Origin of the sequence: Bradyrhizobium sp. JR4.1, from assembly GCF_040548605.1 — a bacterium.
Classification (GTDB): domain Bacteria; phylum Pseudomonadota; class Alphaproteobacteria; order Rhizobiales; family Xanthobacteraceae; genus Bradyrhizobium; species Bradyrhizobium canariense.
In genome coordinates this window covers 331390-346504 of record NZ_JBEPRY010000003.1, presented here as the reverse complement: position 1 = coordinate 346504, position 15115 = coordinate 331390, and the positions used below count along the sequence as shown (strand labels likewise).

The 15115-nt window shown below is 65.5% G+C and carries 12 protein-coding genes and 1 tRNA gene; 10 read left to right on the top strand and 3 right to left on the bottom strand.

Going from position 1 to position 15115, the window contains the following annotated elements; genetic code table 11:
* Nucleotides 1–166 precede the first annotated feature (166 nt).
* Nucleotides 167–316, top strand: coding sequence for a hypothetical protein (locus ABIB90_RS10110; protein ID WP_167552267.1), 150 nt, complete (start codon nt 167–169; stop codon nt 314–316).
* A gap of 237 nt (nt 317–553) precedes the next feature.
* Complete coding sequence (locus ABIB90_RS10105; RefSeq protein WP_354160630.1) at nt 554–772, top strand: hypothetical protein; 219 nt, start codon at nt 554–556, stop codon at nt 770–772.
* Nucleotides 773–898: 126 nt separating this feature from the next.
* Here ABIB90_RS10105 and ABIB90_RS10100 read toward each other — a convergent pair whose 3' ends face one another.
* Nucleotides 899–1126 (bottom strand): DUF2171 domain-containing protein, encoded by a 228-nt coding sequence (locus ABIB90_RS10100; protein ID WP_354200674.1) that lies wholly within the window; start codon nt 1124–1126, stop codon nt 899–901.
* Nucleotides 1127–1266: 140 nt separating this feature from the next.
* On the opposite strand from ABIB90_RS10100, the gene ABIB90_RS10095 reads away from it, so the two are divergent.
* Together ABIB90_RS10095 and ABIB90_RS10090 are read left to right on the top strand one after the other, a co-directional pair.
* Nucleotides 1267–2550 (top strand): hypothetical protein, encoded by a 1284-nt coding sequence (locus ABIB90_RS10095; protein WP_354160632.1) that lies wholly within the window; start codon nt 1267–1269, stop codon nt 2548–2550.
* Between the two features lie 15 nt (nt 2551–2565).
* The gene (locus ABIB90_RS10090; RefSeq protein WP_354160634.1) at nt 2566–2931 is read left to right on the top strand and encodes a hypothetical protein; all 366 of its coding nucleotides are present in this window, start codon (nt 2566–2568) and stop codon (nt 2929–2931) included.
* Between the two features lie 61 nt (nt 2932–2992).
* Here ABIB90_RS10090 and ABIB90_RS10085 read toward each other — a convergent pair whose 3' ends face one another.
* Nucleotides 2993–3235, bottom strand: coding sequence for a hypothetical protein (locus tag ABIB90_RS10085; protein WP_007591272.1), 243 nt, complete (start codon nt 3233–3235; stop codon nt 2993–2995).
* A 200-nt stretch (nt 3236–3435) separates the two neighbouring features.
* Nucleotides 3436–3512, bottom strand: a tRNA-Arg gene (locus ABIB90_RS10080).
* A 402-nt stretch (nt 3513–3914) separates the two neighbouring features.
* Here ABIB90_RS10080 and ABIB90_RS10075 point away from each other — a divergent pair.
* The 6 genes from ABIB90_RS10075 (at nt 3915) to ABIB90_RS10050 (ending at nt 15108) form a co-directional block, all read left to right on the top strand.
* The gene (locus tag ABIB90_RS10075) at nt 3915–9119 is read left to right on the top strand and encodes an alpha-2-macroglobulin family protein (RefSeq protein WP_354160636.1); all 5205 of its coding nucleotides are present in this window, start codon (nt 3915–3917) and stop codon (nt 9117–9119) included.
* A gap of 95 nt (nt 9120–9214) precedes the next feature.
* Nucleotides 9215–11323 carry a penicillin-binding protein 1C gene (pbpC, locus tag ABIB90_RS10070; protein ID WP_354160638.1) on the top strand — a complete coding sequence of 703 codons (2109 nt, stop codon included), beginning with the start codon at nt 9215–9217 and terminating at the stop codon, nt 11321–11323.
* Nucleotides 11324–11373: 50 nt separating this feature from the next.
* Complete coding sequence (locus ABIB90_RS10065; protein ID WP_354160640.1) at nt 11374–13116, top strand: ArnT family glycosyltransferase; 1743 nt, start codon at nt 11374–11376, stop codon at nt 13114–13116.
* A 1-nt stretch (nt 13117) separates the two neighbouring features.
* Nucleotides 13118–13963 (top strand): phosphatase PAP2 family protein, encoded by an 846-nt coding sequence (locus ABIB90_RS10060; protein WP_354160642.1) that lies wholly within the window; start codon nt 13118–13120, stop codon nt 13961–13963.
* Between the two features lie 63 nt (nt 13964–14026).
* Nucleotides 14027–14773 (top strand): glycosyltransferase family 2 protein, encoded by a 747-nt coding sequence (locus tag ABIB90_RS10055; protein WP_354160644.1) that lies wholly within the window; start codon nt 14027–14029, stop codon nt 14771–14773.
* The gene (locus ABIB90_RS10050; RefSeq protein WP_007591223.1) at nt 14770–15108 is read left to right on the top strand and encodes a lipid-A-disaccharide synthase N-terminal domain-containing protein; all 339 of its coding nucleotides are present in this window, start codon (nt 14770–14772) and stop codon (nt 15106–15108) included. The genes ABIB90_RS10055 and ABIB90_RS10050 overlap by 4 nt, the downstream gene beginning before the upstream one ends.
* Nucleotides 15109–15115 lie beyond the last annotated feature (7 nt).

Genomic DNA, 15115 nt, shown 5'->3' with positions numbered 1-15115 from the left:
ACGCACTTCACAGATCGGTACGCACCAAGCCCACAATCGGGGCGGATCGTTCGACAGATGCGTGAGCTGGATCGCGTCGCAAATCCGTGTCGGGAGGCATTAACCCCGCAATCATACGGACGAAATTGCCACGCGCTTGTCCAGATCGTCCGGCTAGAATTGCTTCATGTGTACCAAGTACGATCCACAGCACGAAGCTGAGGCGGCGATGAAGCGCGCCGTGGCGGCCGATGGCCCCGACCGGCAACGTCTCATCGAGCTAGCCCTGGCCTGGCATCAACTCGCCCGCGACCGGCGCGAAGAGCGGACGGACTGAGCCCACGCTCTTACGACAATATCCGTATTCAAAGAAAAACCCCGTGCTCGGGGGGACGAGCACGGGGTTCTCGAGAGCCGATCGGGGCTGGCAAATCGGCGCCACTCGATAGCGAACGCGCTGATCGCAGGTTCGTTCCGCGCCCCCTCAATTCTTTTCGCGCGAAGATCATGAAGGGCGACCGGGGGAGGGCGTCTTGCCGATGGAACGTCGGTTCCCCGCCGACGTTGAGCCGCTATGACCGATCCCGAGTTGCGCGCACAGTCCTTCGAGATTGCCTGGAAGTATCTCGACCAATCCGGCCTGCTTACCGGCGAGCGCAGGGACGCGGCCCGGTTCATCCTGAACAGGATCGACCGCATGATGTTGGGTGGCGAGAGGCGACGATTGCTGCTGTCCAACGCCGCGATCGATGCCTACCGCTTCCGGCCCGTGCTCGTGCCGCTCGAGGCCTGACGCGAGCCGTCGAAACGCGACGTTAAGACTCGTTCGGGCGACGATTTTCCGATCGCGATTCGTTTCGGAGAACGAAGCGGAGCAGGACCGTGAACAAACAAAAAGTCCCCGAGGGGACTTGCTGGCTCAGGCTGCTTCCGACTTCGGCACCGCGTCGGCATTGACCGAAAGCTTGACGACACCGCCTTCGACGGCACCCACATATTTCGTGTCGATGTAATGATGATGGTCCTTGTGACCTTCCGGGCTGTCCTTCCGCGTCAGCTTGATGCGGTTGCCCTCGACGCGGTCGACGGTGCCGACATGTGCGCCGTCCTTGCCGATGATCTTCATGTGCTCTCTGATCTCGCTCATGATGTTCTCCTTGTGCAGTGTCAACGGCGAGGACCGGTCTTCGTTGCAAGGATGAGCGCGGCCGACTGTTTGGAGCCAATGCGTTCGCCGAACGTTGAAAGGCCGTCGCAATTGCCAAGACCACCTTCGTCAAGATCCGCATGGAGACCTCCGAGGCCTATCTCGAACGAAAGCACAGGGAAATCGGGCTGCTGAACGATTGCCTGAGGAGCCCGCTGCATTTGGCTCGGCCGCAATCGGTCGACGAGGTCGTGGTCTCCAAGTTTCAGCTCGCCGCCGCGCTACGCGCGGAGCATGCGCTCCAGGACTGGAAGGCGACGGAGACCGCCTGGTCGCACGCGGCGTCTCCCAGGAGCGGTCCGTTCGTGTTCAGCTACGATTATCAGCGCGCGGACCTCAAGGTGCGTGGTCCCTCGTTCTACGAACTCGAGCGGAGCTGCGGGAGCGAGGCGATCTATACCGCATCCGGCATGGCCGCGATCTCCGCGCTGCTGCTCGCGTCCGCACGAATCATCGGCAAGGCAGACGTCGTGGTGCTGCCGGGCACCTACGGCGAGACACTGGAGCTGATCGAGAGCCTCGTCCCCCATTTGCGGCTTGTCACCGCCAGACTCCCGCTGGGCGAAGCGTTCGCTGCGGCAGCCTCGCCACGGTTTCTCCTGCTGGATTCGTGCGCCCCTGCCGGGGCGTTCGAGGCGGCTTTGTGTTGCGACGGTTCGGGGCTCGATCTGTTGATTTTCGACACGACATGCTTCGCCGGTAGATCGGGGCGCATCCGGCGCGTTCTGAGATGGGCCGCGCGATGGGACATTCCGGTCGTGTTGGTGCGAAGCCACAACAAGCTGGATTCGCTCGGGGTGGAATACGGCCGGCTCGGCTCTGCCGTATTCGTGCATTGGAGCCGGAAAGACCTGAATGCAGGCCAGCTGCTGTCCGAGAGCCTGGCGGCGGAAACCGGCAATGCCGTCCGGCTTCTCGGTGGCGCGGCGTTGCCGGCACACTTCCCGCCATTCGTGGGCTCAGCGGGCTATTGGGCCCTGACGAAAAAACGCGTCGCGGCGATCCTGCGCAACGGTCGCCACACGGCGCGATATTTCGCCGCCGAGCTCGGTTCGCTCTCGGCCGAGCTGCATTTCACCCACGGCCTCTATGTCACGCTTCGCGGCAGGCGCGCCCTCGATGAGGCGACCGCGCGGCAGGCCGCCGAAGACATGAGCCGCGACCTCAGCGGCAAAGGCTTCCCCATTCGTCACGCCGGCAGCTTTGGTTTTGATTTCGCGGCGACCGAGTGGTTTCACGACGCGACTACGGATCGGTACAGCGTCCGGGTGGCGGTGCCGGATCTGCCGACCGAGTCGTGGAAGGATCTCGCGGCGGCAATTGCCGGGTGGTGGGCGCGACATCAGGGCGACACTGAAGAGTGAGTGCGGTGCAAGGCCATGACAGAGCGACCGAAAGCGTTTCCTTACAGGGAATGCACGTGGCATGTTTCAGACGAACAGTCCCAGCAATGGCTTGCGGTGCTTGAAAAGACGGGTGCAGCCAACGTCCGAGCGCGCCTAGCCCAGACCGACGCGGCATCCGCAGGAGCGACTGCGATCGGAACCGCGCCCGTCATGACGATCGGGTTCGCCCAGGAATGGCTGAACTGGAAAGAAAATCAAAAATCCGAGGCGGATATCGAACGGCACGAGCGGCAGATCTGGTGGACTCGGACCGCGGCAATCGCCGCATCGGTCGCCGCCTTGAGCGCACTGTTCGGCTGGATTTGGACGATCTTCATCCGGGGGAATAATGGCCTGTAACAAACATGATTGTTACATTGCGCATACATCCGCGAGACGAGCGGCGACAAACTGCGCTGTTTCAATCGATCGCCAGGCATTCTTCCACGGCCGGCTTCTGGTGGCCGCGACGTGCCCACGCCTGAACGGCGAAGGCGAGTTGGTGCTGACTCGCCGCCGCGTCCGCGATGGAGGCCCGCGCCGTCGCGATGGGCTTTGTGATCACCCCGGAGTTCACGACTCCCGCGTCAACTGCCAGGAACGATATTGCCACAACCGCCACCGCAGATGCGATGGCCATTCTCGTCAAGTCGGATAGTGGCATCAAAGTCCTTATCGGGCGTACGTCGCTCGGCGGATAGATAGGGCTCGTTTGCCTGGATCAAAGCCCGGACCGAGGCGTCCCACGCGTTCGTGAAGGACGGTGGATTCTGCAGGCGCGCGTCGTAGACCGGGCTAACGATGAGCGCCGGTGTATCGAGTCAGCGTGCGCCGGACGATGTCCCCGTCCGATGAGACTGAATATGGCGATCCCGGCAGGAATCGAACCTGCAACCCTCAGAGTAGAAATCTGATGCTCTATCCAGTTGAGCTACGGGACCGTCTTGAGCCGCCCTGGTTGGGGCCGGCTGTTCATCTACCATGCCATTATGAAAAATATCGTCTTTCGCCAAGCCTGAACCGAACCGTTTTCCTCGAAGCCGCGACAAAGCGGAACGGTGGGGTGTCAGGGTGCCGGGTTGAGCGGCAGCGGACTGGACGATGGATCACATCGCCGGGAACGCTGGCCAGCTTCCGGGACACGGCCGCCGGACGACTGGTCGGGTATTGCTGCGCCATCAGGACGGCGTGCGCGGCGGTAGCTTGATCGGTCTCCTCTGGGCGTGCCTTGTCATGGCGAATGCGACGGTTTGCACCTTTGGTTCCATCGCCTTGAGTCGGTCACCTTTCCGCGCATTTCATGCGACAAGCGGCGTTCGTCCGCGATTTCCGGGAGTCCATCCATGATCGGTCTTGTTCGCGCCGTCACACTCTGCGCCACGCTGGCGTTCGGCCTTAGCGTAGCGCAGGCCGCCGACAAAGCCTTCAAGCGGGACGACCTCGCCGATTCCGCGATCAAACTGGAGGCGCAGATCAAGGGCGAGGCGGGGCCGGTCGCCAAGAGCGGCGCGAGCTTACGCACCGACGCCGATGCTGCCTTCCGGCGCAACGACTATCGCACCGGCCTGTCGGTGCTCGGCCAGATCGCGGCGACCACGCCGGAGGACGCCGGCAACTGGCTGCGCCTGGCGAAAGTCATCTTCCAGATCACGCCCAAGAGCTCGAGCGAGCAGACGTTTCTGGTGGAGCGCGCCTCGACTGCCGCCTACATCGCCTACCAGCGCGCCGGCAATGCGGGCGAGGAGGCCGATTCGCTCGCGGTGCTCGGCAAGTCGCTGTCCGAACGCAAGCTGTGGCGGCCAGCGCTGGATGCACTGCGGCTGTCGCTCGACATGCGCGAGGTCGCCGACGTCCGGGGCCAGTACGAGAAGATGCGCGACGAGCACGGGTTTCGGTTGCTCGACTACACCGTGGACTCGGACTCCGCCAGTCCGCGCGCCTGCTTCCAGTTCTCGGAGGAGCTGGCAAAACGCACCGATTTCGCGCCGTACCTCGCGCTGGCGGGCCAGGACAAGCCGGCTTTGTCGGCCGAGGGCAAGCAGCTCTGCGTCGATGGGCTCAAGCACGGCGAGCGCTACAACATCAATCTGCGCGCCGGCCTGCCGTCCACCGTGAAGGAAGGCCTGCCGAAATCGGCCGAGTTCAACGTCTATGTGCGCGACCGCAAGCCCTTCGTGCGCTTCACCAGCCGCGCCTATGTGCTGCCGAGGACGGGCCAGCGCGGCATTCCCGTCGTCAGCGTCAACACGCCAGCCGTCAACATCAACGTGTTCCGGATCGGCGACCGCAATCTGATCAACACGGTGGTCGACAGCGATTTCCAGAAGACTCTGTCGAAATACCAGCTCAGCGATCTCGGTGGCGAGCGCGGCGTCAAAGTCTGGACCGGCGAGCTCGCGACCGCGATGACGCTCAACCAGGACGTCACCACGGCGTTCCCGGTCGACCAGGCGCTGGGCGAGCTCCAGCCCGGCGTCTATGTGATGACGGCCGCAGCCAAGGGGCCGGGCTCGGACGACGACTACCAGCTCGCCACCCAATGGTTCATCGTCTCCGATCTCGGCGTCACGGCCTATTCCGGCAATGACGGCATCCATGTCTTCGTGAATTCGCTGGCCTCGACCGATCCCGTCGGCAAAGCCGAGGTGCGACTGGTCGCGCGCAACAACGAGATCCTGGCCACCCGCAAGACCGATGAGAGCGGCCATTTGCTGTTCGAGGCGGGGCTTGCGCGCGGCGAGGGCGGCCTGTCGCCGGCGATGCTCACCGTGACCGGTGAGAAGGCCGACTATGCTTTCCTCAGCCTCAAATCCTCTGCCTTCGACCTGTCGGACCGCGGCGTTTCGGGCAGGGCCGTGCCTGTGGGCGCCGACGCCTTCGTCTATGCCGAGCGCGGCGTCTACCGCTCCAGCGAGACCGTCTATCTCACCGCGCTGTTGCGGGACGGGCAGGGCAACGCCGTTACCGGCGGGCCGATGACCCTGGTGATCGAGCGCCCCGACGGCGTCGAATATCGCCGCGCCGTGCTGTCCGACCAGGGCGCCGGCGGGCGCACCTTGTCCGTGCCGCTCAACTCGGCCGTCCCGACCGGGACCTGGCGGGTGCGCGCCTTCACCGATCCAAAGGGCTCTTCGGTCGGTGAGACCACTTTCATGGTCGAGGACTACGTCCCTGATCGGATCGAATTCGACTTGTCTGCCAAGGACAAGCTGATCAAAGCTAACGCTCCAGTGGAGCTTAAGGCGGACGGTCATTTCCTCTACGGCGCGCCGGCCTCGGGGCTGGCGCTCGAAGGCGACATGCTGGTCGCGCCCGCGTCCGAGCGGCCGGGCTTCGCCGGTTACCAGTTCGGCGTCGCCGACGAGGAGACCACCTCGAACGAGCGCACGCCGCTGGAAAACCTGCCCGAAGCTGACGCCAACGGCGTTGCGACCTTCCCGGTCACGCTCGACAAGCAGCCGGCCTCGACGCGGCCGCAGGAGGCGCAGATCTTCGTCCGCATGGTCGAGACCGGCGGCCGCGCCGTTGAACGCAAGATCGTGCTGCCGGTCGCGCCTGCTGCCGCCATGATCGGCATCAAGCCGCTCTTTGGCGACAAGAACGTCGCCGAGGGCGACAAGGCCGAGTTCGACGTCGTGTTCGTCTCGCCCGAGGGCGAGAGGCTACGCCGCGACGGCCTGCGCTACGAGCTCCTGAAGATGGAGTCGCGCTACCAATGGTATCGCCAGAGCAATTACTGGGAGTACGAGCCGGTCAAATCGACCTCGCGCGTCTCTGACGGCGACGTGACCGTCGCCGCGGACAAGCCGTCGCGGATTTCGCTGACCCCAAAGCCCGGCCGCTACCGGCTGGACGTGAAGTCGAACGATGCCGACGGCCCGGTGACCTCGGTACAGTTCGACGTCGGCTGGTATTCCGACGGCAGCGCCGACACGCCGGACCTCCTGGAGACCTCGATCGACAAGCCGCAATACGCCTCGGGCGATACGATGACCGTGTCGGTCAACGTCCGCAGCGCCGGCAAGCTGACGGTCAACGTGCTCGGCGATCGGCTGCTGACGGCGCAGACCATCGACGTCAAGGAAGGCACCGCCCAGGTGAAGCTCCCGGTCGGAAAGGACTGGGGCACTGGCGCCTATGTGGTGGCGACGCTGCGCCGTCCGCTCGATGCAGCCGCGCAACGCATGCCAGGCCGGGCGATCGGACTCAAATGGTTCGGTATCGACAAACAGACCCGCACGCTCCAGGTGAAGCTGACCCCGCCGGCGCTGATCCGGCCGAATGGGTTGCTGAAGATCCCCCTCAAGCTCGACGGGCTCAATCCGGGCGAGGACGCCAAGATCGTCATCGCCGCGGTCGACGTCGGCATCCTCAACCTCACCAATTACAAACCGCCGGCGCCGGACGACTATTATCTCGGCCAGCGCCGCCTGAGCGCGGAGATCCGCGATCTCTATGGGCAACTGATCGACGGCATGTCGGGCACGCGCGGTCAGATTAAGTCCGGCGGTGACGCCGGCGCGGCCGAATTGCAGGGCTCGCCGCCTGCGCAGAAGCCGCTCGCGCTCTATTCGGGCATCGTCACGGTTGCCGCTGACGGCACCGCGGAAATCAGCTTCGACATTCCGGAGTTCGCCGGCACCGCGCGCGTCATGGCGGTGGCGTGGACCGCGACCAAGCTCGGTCGCGCCAACACGGACGTGGTGATCCGCGATCCTGTCGTGCTCACCACGACCCTGCCGCGCTTCCTGCTCAACGGCGACCACGGTACGGTCAATCTCGAGATCGACAATGTTGAAGGGCAGGCCGGCGATTACGTCATCAACGTGAAGACGGGCGGACCGGTGAAGATGACCGGCAATCCCGCAACCACGGTGAAGCTCGCCGCCAAGCAGCGGAACTCCTTCTCGCTCGCCATCGACGCGACGGCGGCGGGGCAGGCGACGCTCGACGTCGACATCAAGGGGCCGAACGGGCTTGCACTCGCGCGCCACTATGCGCTCGACGTCAAGGCGGCGACGCAGGTGCTGGCGCGGCGCTCGATCCGGACGCTGGCGAAGGGCGAGAGCCTGACGCTGACGTCTGATATGTTCGCCGACCTCGTGCCGGGCACCGGCAGCGTCTCGGTCTCGGCGAGCCTGTCGACCGCGCTCGATGCGGCGACGATCCTGAAAGCGCTCGACCGCTATCCCTATGGCTGCTCGGAGCAGATCACGAGCCGTGCGATGCCGTTGCTCTATGTCAACGATCTCGCCGCGGGCGCGCATCTCGCCATGGACACCGAAGTCGACCAGCGCATCCGCGACGCGATCGAGCGGCTTTTGGCCCGCCAGGGCTCCAATGGCTCGTTCGGACTGTGGTCGGCGGGCGGCGACGATGCGTGGCTCGACGCGTACGTGACCGACTTCCTGACCCGCGCCCGCGAAAAGGGCTTTGTGGTCCCGGATGTGCTGTTCAAGACCGCGCTGGATCGTATCCGCAACTCGGTCGTCAACGGCAACGAGCCGGAGAAGGACGGCGGCCGCGATCTCGCTTACGGCCTCTATGTGCTCGCGCGGAACGGCGCGGCGCCGATCGGCGACCTCCGCTATCTCGCCGACACCAAGCTCTCCAACCTCGCAACTCCCATCGCGAAATCGCAGCTCGCCGCGGCACTCGCGCTGGTCGGTGACCGCAACCGCGCGGAGCGCGTTTACGGAGCCGCGCTCGACAGTCTCGCGCCAAAACCCGTGCTGGAGTTCGGCCGCACCGACTACGGCTCGCAGCTTCGCGATGCCGCAGCGCTGGTGTCGCTTGCCAGTGAAGGCAATGCCCCGAAGGCGACGCTGACGCAGGCAGTGTCGCGAGTCGAGACTGCGCGCGGGCTGACACCCTATACCTCCACGCAGGAGAATGCGTGGCTGGTGCTGGCGGCACGCGCGCTCGCCAAGGAGAACCTGTCGATGGAGGTCGACGGCCAGCCGGTCAAGACCGCGCTGTACCGCAGCTACAAGGCGGCGACCCTGGAGGGCAAGCCGCTGAAGATCACCAACACCGGCGATGCGCCGGTGCAGGCCGTGGTCTCTGTGTCGGGTTCGCCGGTGACGCCGGAGCCCGCGGCATCGAACGGCTTCAAGATCGAGCGCAGTTTCTTCACGCTCGACGGCAAGCCCGCCGATATCAGCAAGGTGAAGCAGAACGACCGCTTCGCCGTGGTGCTGAAGATCACCGAGGCCAAGCCCGAATACGGCCACATCATGGTGTCCGATTATCTTCCGGCCGGCCTCGAGATCGACAATCCGAAACTGGTGTCGTCGGGCGACAGCGGCACGCTGGGCTGGATCGAGGACGGCCAGGAGCCCAAGGATACCGAGTTCCGCGACGACCGCTTCACGGCGGCCGTCGACCGGGCCTCGGATTCCAAGGCGGTCTTCACGGTGGCCTATGTCGTCCGTGTGGTCTCGCCCGGCAAATACGTGCTGCCGCAGGCCTATGTCGAGGACATGTACAATCCCTCGCGCTACGGCCGCACCGGGACGGGCACCGTCGAGGTGCGGGCGGCGAAGTGAGTGGTGAGGGGATGAGCGACAAGGAGCCACATGCTCCGCCGTCATGCCCGGGCTTGTCCCGGGCATCCACGGACTTTTGTGCGAGGGGCAAGGACGTGGATGGCCGGGACGAGCCCGGCCATGACCGAGCGCGGAGCTGGGACCTGCATGTCCTCTCCGCGCTGGCATTCTCGCTCATTCTCACCATCGTCGGTTTCGTCGCCTGGGTCTACGCCCTCGGTCCGCTGCCTTTCGACGAAGCCCGCCAAGTTTCCACCACCATTGTCGATCGCAACGGCAAGCTGCTGCGCGCCTATGCGATGGCGGACGGGCGCTGGCGACTGCCGGTTGAGACAAATACGAACGTCGATCCGACCTATCTGAAGCTGCTGCTCGCCTATGAGGACCAGCGCTTTTACGCGCATGACGGTATCGACCCGCTGGCACTAGGGCGCGCTGCGTTTCAGCTTGCGACCCGCGGCCACATCGTCTCGGGCGGCTCGACCATCTCGATGCAGCTCGCGCGGCTGATGGAGCCGCGGCGGCAGCGTTCGCTCCATGCAAAGCTGCGGCAGATGGTGCGTGCGATCGAGATCGAGCGCAGCTTGAGCAAGCAGCAGATCCTCGACCTCTATCTCGCGCTCGCGCCCTACGGCGGCAATCTCGAAGGCATCCGCGCTGCCTCGACCGCCTATCTCGGCAAGGAACCGAAGCGGCTGTCGCTGGCTGAAGCGGCATTGCTGGTCGCGCTGCCGCAATCGCCGGAGACGCGCCGGCTCGACCGCTATCCCGATGCGGCGCGCAAAGCGCGTGACCGCGTGCTCGACCGCATGGTCGAGGAGCAACAGATCAGCCTCGACGATGCCAAGCAGGCCAAGGCCGTTCCCGTGCCGAAGCTGCGCAGGCCAATGCCGATCCTGGCGCCGCATGCCTCCGATGCGGCGCTTGCGACGGTCAAGGACGCGCCCGTCATCAAGCTGACGCTGGATGCCAACCTGCAAAAGGTGCTTGAGCCGCTGGCGCGCGACCGTGCCATTGCGCTGGGACCGAACATCTCGGTCGGCATCATCGTCGTCGACAATGAGAGCGGCGACGTGCTCGCACGCGTCGGCTCGGCGGATTATTTCGACGAGCGCCGGGCAGGGCAGGTCGACATGACCCGCGCGGTCCGCTCGCCGGGCTCGACGCTGAAGCCGTTCATCTATGGGCTCGCTTTCGAGGACGGTTTTGTTCACCCCGACAGTCTGATCGACGATCGGCCCGTGCGCTTCGGCTCCTACGCGCCGGAAAATTTCGACATGACGTTCCAGGGCACCGTGCCGGTGAAGAAGGCGCTGCAGCTGTCGCTGAACGTGCCCGCGATCGTCCTGCTCGACCGCGTCGGCGCGAGCCGGCTGGCCTCGCGGCTGCATCAGGCGGGCGGCAATCTGGTGCTGCCCAAAGACGAGGCGCCGGGACTTGCCATGGGCCTTGGCGGCGTCGGTGTGACGCTGCAGGACCTCGCCCAGCTCTATGCGGGCTTCGCCCGGCTCGGCACCACCAAGCCGCTGCGCGAGATCATGAGCGACAGGGACGTGCGCGAGCCGCTGCGACTGCTCGATCAGGTCGCGGCCTGGCAAGTCGGCAATGTGCTGCTCGGCACCCCGCCGCCGGAGAACGCGGCTCACAACCGCATCGCCTTCAAGACCGGCACCTCCTACGGCTACCGCGACGCCTGGTCGATGGGCTTCGACGGGCGCATGACCATCGGCGTGTGGGTCGGCCGGCCCGACGGCGCGCCGGTTCCGGGCCTGATCGGGCGCGTCGCCGCCGCGCCGATCCTATTCGACGCCTTCGCCCGAACCGGCAAGACGCTCCTGCCGTTGCCGAAGCCACCGAAAGGAACTCTCGTTGCCAGCAACGCCAAGCTGCCGTTGCCCTTGAGGCGGTTCCGTCCGGTCGGGGATCTGGTGCGGACCGGGGGCGAGCAGGCTCTGCACATCCAGTTTCCGCTGAACGGTTCGCGGATCGACGTCGATCGCTCAGGTGGCGAGGGGGGCGCAGCCATGCCGGTCAAGGTCGCCGGAGGCGTTCTGCCTATGACCGTCATGGTTAACGGAACGGCGCAGGGCGAGATCGACGGACGGCGCCAGCGGCTGATCGATCCGCCTGGTCCGGGCTTTGCGCGGCTGACCGTCATCGATGCCGCGGGCGCCGCGGACACAGTTGTCATTCGAATTCAATGACCCTGCCTCAAGCGGTTGTGGCGATGGCGGTTTCAGCGTAAGCGGAACCGATGGCTGAAACCTACCCAGCACCCCGTTTTGGAGCTCCCCGCGGGCCGAAATCCCCGGTGAATCCGGGCAGCCGGCTCGTGTTCATGTTCGACATCGCCACCGCCAGCCACGTCCGCGCGGTCGCCTTCCTGCTGCTGTGCGCGCTGCTGCTGTTCCTGCCAGGCTTCTTCACGATTCCGCCGGTTGACCGCGACGAGGCGCGCTTTGCGCAGGCGACCAAGCAGATGGTCGAGAGTGGCGATTATGTCGATATCCGCTTCCAGGAGGACGTCCGCTACAAGAAGCCGGTCGGGATCTACTGGCTGCAATCGGCTGCGGTCGAGACGGCGTCGGCGCTCGGTCTGCCGAAGGCCGAGTTGCGGATCTGGGTCTACCGGCTGCCGTCGCTGATCGGCGCGATCGGTGCCGTGCTGATGACCTACTGGACGGCGCTCGGCTTCGTCACGCGACGCGCCGCGGTGCTTGCAGCCCTTCTAATGTGCGCCTCCGTGCTGCTCGGGGTCGAGGCGCGGCTTGCGAAGACCGACGCCATGCTGCTGTTCTGCGTGGTCGCCGCGATGGGCGCGATGGGGCGGGCCTATCTGTCGTGGCAGCGCGCCGAGGACGAGACGCGTCCGCCCTGGAGCTGGCCCGCAATCTTCTGGACCGCGCTCGCTGTCGGCATCCTGATCAAGGGTCCGCTGATCCTGATGTTCGCGGGCCTGACCATCGTCGCGCTCGCGATCCAGGACCGCGACGCCTCCTGGCTATGGAAGTTGCGCCCGCTCTGGGGCCTGATGTGGATGCTGGTGCTGGTGCTGCCCTGGTTCGTCGCGATCTTCTGGCGCGCGGGCGATGCCTTCTTCGCCGATTCCGTCGGCGGCGACATGCTGAGCAAGTTGGGCGCTCAGGAATCTCACGGCGCTCCGCCCGGACTGTATCTGGCGCTGTTCTGGATCACGTTCTGGCCCGGCGCGCCGCTCGCGGCGATGGCGGCGCCCGCGGTCTGGCGCGCGCGGCGCGAGCCCGGCGCGCAGTTCCTGCTGGCCTGGCTGATCCCATCCTGGATCGTGTTCGAGGTGGTGCTGACCAAGCTGCCCCATTACGTGCTGCCGCTGTATCCTGCAATCGCGATCCTCACCGCGGGCGCGCTCGAGCGGCGCGTGCTGTCCTGGTCCTGGCTGATGCGCGGCTCGGCCTGGTGGTTCGCGATCCCTGTTGGCGGCTCGATCATCGCGGTCGTCGGCGCGGTGATGCTGACTCGACAGCCTGCTTTCGTGGCCTGGCCGTTCATCGCGGCCTCGCTGATCTTCGGCCTGTTCGCCTGGTGGCTTCACGACAACAATCACGCCGAGCGCTCGCTGCTCAACGCGCTGGTCGCAGCCCTGATGCTCGCGGTAACAGTCTACGGCATCGTGCTGCCGTCGCTGACGCCGCTGTTTCCGAGCATCGAGATCGCACGCGCGCTTCGCAACGTCACCTGCGTCGGCCCGAAGGCGGCCGCGGCCGGCTATCACGAGCCGAGCCTCGTCTTCCTGACCGGTACGCAGACGCTGCTCACCGACGGTTCGGGCGCGGCGGATTTCCTGCGGCAAGGAAGCTGCCGTTTCGCGCTGATCGAGCAGCGTTCGGAGCGCGGCTTCGTGCAGCGCGCCGAGGCGATCGGGTTGCGCTATAAGGTCGGCACGCGCATCGACGGCTACAATTTCTCGCAAGGGCGTGCGATCTCGATCTCGATCTTCCGCTCGGAAGGCACCGAGTAGGGTGTCGGCACCAACCGACATCGCGCCGCGCGCGAGCTATCCCGCGCAATTGCTCACGCTCTCGGGGCGCGCCCTGGCACAGCTCGTGCGCACGCCCTCGCATTCGCGCCGCGCCGAGGCCGCGCGAAAGCTGGCGCGGCATTCGCTGTGGCTGAGTGCGGCAGGTGCAGCCCTGGTCATCGCGCTGATGGTCGTTTTCGACCTGACCGAGATCCAGCTGATGCCGGCGCGTGGCACGCCGGGCCTGTGGCCGATCCGCATCCTCACCGATTTCGGCAAGGACGAGTATGTGCTCTCGGTGCTCGGGGGCCTGCTGGTGGTGCTGGCGCTGGTTGCGGCGGGATTGCACGGCACAAGCCGCGCGTTGCTGCTCGGCCTCGGCACGCGGCTGCAGTTCATGTTCCTGTCTGTTGCCGTGTCCGTATTCGTCGCCGAGATCCTGAAATATCTCATCGGTCGAGGACGTCCGTTCGTCGGCGGCAAGGCCAATCCGTTCAACTTCGTGCCGTTCGATGGGACGGGCTCCTATGCCAGCCTGCCGTCGGGGCATGCGGTGACGGCGTTCGCGCTGGCGTTTGCGGTCTCGGCGCTATGGCCGCGCCTGCGCGTGTTCATGTTCACTTACGCGATCGTGATCCTGCTGACGCGTCTGGTGCTGCTCGCGCACCACCCGAGTGACGTGGTGGCCGGCGCCCTGGTCGGCATGGTCGGCGCCATGGCGGTGCGCTACTGGTTCGCGGCGCGCAGGCTCGGCTTTGCCATCCGGGCCGACGGCACCATTGTGCCTCTTTCAGGGGCGGTCTCGGGCCGCTTCAAAAGGGTTGCCCACGGGGCATCCGCCCCATAAAAGCGGCTGCCTGCCGGGACCGCCGGTTCCCGAGCCAAGCCAATTCCAACCACGAGCTTCGATTTGTCGTCCCAGCCTTCGGTTTTCCAGCCCTCGGTTTCCATCGTCGTTCCCGTGCGCAACGAAGCCGACAACATCGTGCCGCTGATCGAGGAGATCGGCGCGGCGCTCGACGGCCGCTGGGCCTATGAGATCATCTACGTCAACGACGGTTCGAGCGACGCGACCGGCGAACGGCTCGGCGCGGTCATGAAGCAGCGGGACAATCTGCGCCAGCTGCGCCATGCCAGATCAGGCGGCCAGTCCGCGGCCGTGCGCAGCGGCGTGCGTGCGGCACGCGGAGCGATCGTGGCGACGCTCGACGGCGACGGCCAGAACAATCCGGCTTTCCTGCCCGACCTGATCGCGGCGGTCGAGAACGGAAGCAAGGTTGGACTTGCCGCCGGACAACGCGTCGGCCGCAAGGATACCGGCTTCAAGAAATTCCAGTCGCGCATCGCCAACGGCGTCCGCAACGCGATCCTGAAGGACGGGACGCGCGATACCGGCTGCGGCCTGAAGGCGTTCCGGCGCGAGGTGTTCCTGATGATGCCCTATTTCGACGGGCTGCATCGCTTCCTGCCGGCGCTGGTGCGCCGCGAGGGCTACGAGATCGCCTATGTCGACGTGATCGACCGGCCGCGCCGCTCCGGCGTTTCGAACTACGGTTTCTTCGACCGGCTGTGGATCGGCATCATGGATCTCGGGGGCGTGTGGTGGCTGATCCGCCGCAAGAAGCCGACGCCGGATGTGACTGAGGTGACGGCATGATCATCCAATACGGTCAGGCGCTGAGCAATTATTTCTACGACGTCTTCGTGGCCAAGTTCGACTTCTGGCTCGCGTTCGGCCTCGTCGCGCAACTGTTCTTCACGGCACGCTTCCTGGTGCAGTGGATCGCGAGCGAGCGCGCCGGCAACAGCGTGGTGCCGATGGCGTTCTGGTTCTGCTCCATGGGCGGCGGGCTGATGACGCTGGTCTACGGCGTCGTCAAGCGCGAGCCCGTCATTATCCTCGGCCAGGCGCTCGCGACCATCATCTATATCCGCAACATCATGCTGATCGTGAAGAACCGCGGCCGCGCGTCAAAGACGCTGGAGCGCTGATCCGACG

Excerpts from the sequence above, each read along its gene's own strand:
- ABIB90_RS10110 (WP_167552267.1), top strand. The coding sequence starts at position 167 with ATGTGTACCAAGTACGATCCACAGCACGAAGCTGAGGCGGCGATGAAG.
- ABIB90_RS10105 (WP_354160630.1), top strand. The coding sequence starts at position 554 with ATGACCGATCCCGAGTTGCGCGCACAGTCCTTCGAGATTGCCTGGAAG.
- ABIB90_RS10100 (WP_354200674.1), bottom strand. The coding sequence starts at position 1,126 with ATGAGCGAGATCAGAGAGCACATGAAGATCATCGGCAAGGACGGCGCA.
- ABIB90_RS10095 (WP_354160632.1), top strand. The coding sequence starts at position 1,267 with ATGGAGACCTCCGAGGCCTATCTCGAACGAAAGCACAGGGAAATCGGG.
- ABIB90_RS10090 (WP_354160634.1), top strand. The coding sequence starts at position 2,566 with ATGACAGAGCGACCGAAAGCGTTTCCTTACAGGGAATGCACGTGGCAT.
- ABIB90_RS10085 (WP_007591272.1), bottom strand. The coding sequence starts at position 3,235 with ATGCCACTATCCGACTTGACGAGAATGGCCATCGCATCTGCGGTGGCG.
- ABIB90_RS10075 (WP_354160636.1), top strand. The coding sequence starts at position 3,915 with ATGATCGGTCTTGTTCGCGCCGTCACACTCTGCGCCACGCTGGCGTTC.
- ABIB90_RS10065 (WP_354160640.1), top strand. The coding sequence starts at position 11,374 with ATGGCTGAAACCTACCCAGCACCCCGTTTTGGAGCTCCCCGCGGGCCG.
- ABIB90_RS10050 (WP_007591223.1), top strand. The coding sequence starts at position 14,770 with ATGATCATCCAATACGGTCAGGCGCTGAGCAATTATTTCTACGACGTC.